At 53.1% G+C, this 3,051-nt stretch carries 3 protein-coding genes; 2 read left to right on the top strand and 1 reads right to left on the bottom strand.

Features of this window, described 5'->3' with window-relative positions; all coding sequences use genetic code 11:
* A partial coding sequence (locus tag HY913_06580; GenBank protein ID MBI4962920.1) for a hypothetical protein occupies positions 1–1,118 on the top strand: 1,118 nt, incomplete at its 5' end.
* 177 nt (positions 1,119–1,295) lie between these two features.
* Entirely contained in the window at positions 1,296–2,423 is a 1,128-nt protein-coding gene (locus tag HY913_06575) for a PD-(D/E)XK nuclease family protein (GenBank protein MBI4962919.1), read from the top strand.
* Positions 2,424–2,676: 253 nt separating this feature from the next.
* Here the strand turns inward: HY913_06575 and HY913_06570 are convergent.
* Positions 2,677–3,051, bottom strand: a 375-nt coding sequence (locus tag HY913_06570) for a hypothetical protein (protein ID MBI4962918.1), incomplete at its 5' end; no start/stop codon positions are given.

Raw genomic sequence — 3,051 nt, 5'->3', positions numbered from 1 at the left:
AACTGGATTTTTTTCTCCTAACCACAATGGAGAGGGACGCCGCCGGTCGTTTGCTACCGGATCAGGAGTTAATACGGCGATTCGCTCCCCCTGACGGCAAGCTCACCGAAGTGCCAGTAAAGCTCCTATTTGATGACCCGGATATCAATTTCCAAACTCGCTATGCCTGTTACACCGACAACCGCCTCTGGTGTTATGGGGATGGAGAAACTGGGCACCGCTTGGAAGAAGACGGGAAATACCATCCTCACCAGTGTCCCTGCCTGCGTCTGGAAAATGATTATGCCGGTAAAGACCGCTGCAAACCCAACGGCACTTTGCAGGTGTTACTCCAGGGTGTAGACCGGATCGGCGGGGTGTGGAAGTTTCGCACCACTAGCTGGAACAGCGTTAACTCCATATTGTCTTCCATGAAGCTTATCCAAGCCATTACCGGCGGTATCCTGGCAGGCATTCCCCTCAAGCTTGTCCTCCGCCCTAAGACCGCGACTATGCCCGACAACGGCCAGCAACTGGTGTTTTTTACAGTAAGTTTGGAATTCTCTGGAACAGAACAGGAGCTTGTCCAGATCGCCTATGATCTTGCTTGGCAGCGAGCCGAGCACAAGGCCAGGATGGACCAGATTGAGGCTGAAGCCCGGAGAGCCCTGGAGCAACTGGCCGAGACTCCAGAGGAGATGCGGGAGGTGCAGGAAGAGTTCTATCCCGAAGGAGTGGTTCTGGAGGCCAACCTCCCGCAAAGCCGGACTGACAATCCGGAAGGAAAGAGAAAAGCCCCCTCCACTGATACTGAAAAGGACTCGGCGCCTTTACCCACTGAGGGGTTCCCGAAAACTCAAGAAGGGTTAGGGTTCAATCCTCTAACGCCGACAGAATTAGAGATGGTTCCAGTCACCTGGGAGCCACCCCCTGGCATGATTGACGTGGAACCACCTCATGGAGTTGTGGCGCTGCCTTTAGAGAGGGATATGAGTGCGGGGGATGAAGGCAACTCTAAGGGCCAGGCCGCCAAGCCCACGTCAACCAAACGGCGACGCCGAACCGGGCCTAAAGAGAACCTGCAACCTGCTCCCCCGCCTGCGGAGAATGTGAGCGAGGACAAAACTCAGTTATTTTAATCTGAAAGACCATGGAGGATTTCCGAAGATTCTTTTGACCTCCTTCCTCTTGGGTAGTACCCCTCGTTTACATCCCACTTCTTTCTCGGAGAAACTTTAAATTTCCCGTCCTTACAACCGGGCTCCCTGGCGGGAGCCCGGTCTGATGACCTAGGATGGATAAGAGGAGCCGCATCAATGGCAAAAAAGGACCAAAGTTCATACTCCTTTTCTCGGCTGGAACTGTATGCCCATTGCCCCTGGGCCTATAAGAAGATTGTCTTGGACCGGCTGCCCCGGGTGCCTAACGAGGCTATGATAACCGGGCAAATACTCCACTCCCTCATTGCTGAATACCTTAAACGTTTAATCAGCCAAAATCGGCAAACCGATTGGCAATGGGCGGAAGGGATCAACCACGAAGGCGCCCCGCCGGATGTATCTCAGATCTGGCAGAGATTTTACAACTCTTTTATTTTGCCCCCAGGTCTGGAGCATAATGGGGTTGAGCATAGATTAGCCTTTGACCGGGATTGGCAGCCTTGCGAGTTCTTCTATGCAAAGGCTTATTTCCGCATGGTGCTGGACTGGTTTTTCCAGCAAGGAGACCTTGTGGTGGTCATTGACTGGAAGAGTGGCCGAAAGATGCCGGCGGACATCCAGAAAGACTTGCAACTGCGAATCTATGGCTGGGGCCTCAAACAAGCGGTTTTGCCAGATAGCCGGGAAATCCTCCTCAGGCAGCATTTTCTCCGCTATGGCCGCGAGCAGGAAGTACTCTTGAACGCCCATGATCTCGATGAGGTGCCTCACATCCTCAAAGACAAGATCAGGTGGATTGAAGGGGATCAAGACTTTGAGCCCACCCCCGGCTCCTTTTGCGGCCTATGCGGGGTCACCGCCCATTGCCCGGTAATGGCTGGAGCGTTGATTTCCCCAGATATTATGGCGCCTGCTACCAGAAAGCAAGCTGAGACGGCTGCAACCTTGCTCCTTACCCTCCAAAAGATGGAAAAAGAGCTGTCTTCTCGCCTTAAGGAGTGGGTTAAGGTCAATGGACCGGTGCCGGTGGGAAACCTGGTGTATGGTGAAACGCCTTACCTCACGTATGATTTCGACGCCCGGGCTATTACCGCCCGCCTTTTAGAAGCCGGGCTTTCCCGGGAGGAGGTGTGGGGGCTCTTATCAATCTCCAAAAACAACCTGGAGCGGTTTCTGAAAAAGGCGCGGCGCCCGGATCTCCTGGCTGACATTCTTGCTTGGTCTCCAAACAAGAGAGGGGCCAAAATAGGGTTTACGGGGGTCAAAAATATCTGTCTCGATTAAACTTTTGAACTTTTTCAGGATGGTAAAATCTTTGTTGTCTGGAATAAAGATGGGGGGGGTGGGATTAATACTCTTTGAACGCGACAACCACCCTCTCGGACTTAAGGCGGCGGGGGTTAGATGTGTCTGAAGACTACAATGACAAGCAATATGGTTTATCGCTTCTGAAGTGGGCTCTCCTATGGGTTACCATGTTTTGATATATAATGCCCTTATTTGGGTCACTCGCCTGCGCTATTAGCTGCCGGAAAGCCTAATCCAACTCGTACGTCTCCCGCCAGTCTTTTTCTTCCTGCCAGGGGGGTTGGGACTTTTTGTCGAAGAGAAAGTCCCCCATCACCAGGTAGTCCATCTCCGTGCGCATAAAACACCGGTACGCGTCTTCCGGGGTGCAGACGATGGGTTCGCCCCGGACGTTGAAACTGGTGTTGACGATCACCCCATAGCCCGTTTGCTTTTTAAACTCCTCAATTAACCGCCAGTACCGCGCATTGGTCTCTTGGTGCACGGATTGGATGCGCGCGGAGTAGTCCACGTGGGTGATGGCCGGGATATCGGAACGGAGATGGTAAAGCCGCTCAAAGAGAGGCAGGCTGTCATAGTCAGCGGGCAGAGGATTCTGCCTTTT

Origin of the sequence: Desulfomonile tiedjei, from assembly GCA_016212925.1 — a bacterium.
GTDB lineage: Bacteria > Desulfobacterota > Desulfomonilia > Desulfomonilales > Desulfomonilaceae > JACRDF01.
This window is presented reverse-complemented; position numbering and strand designations above follow the sequence as displayed.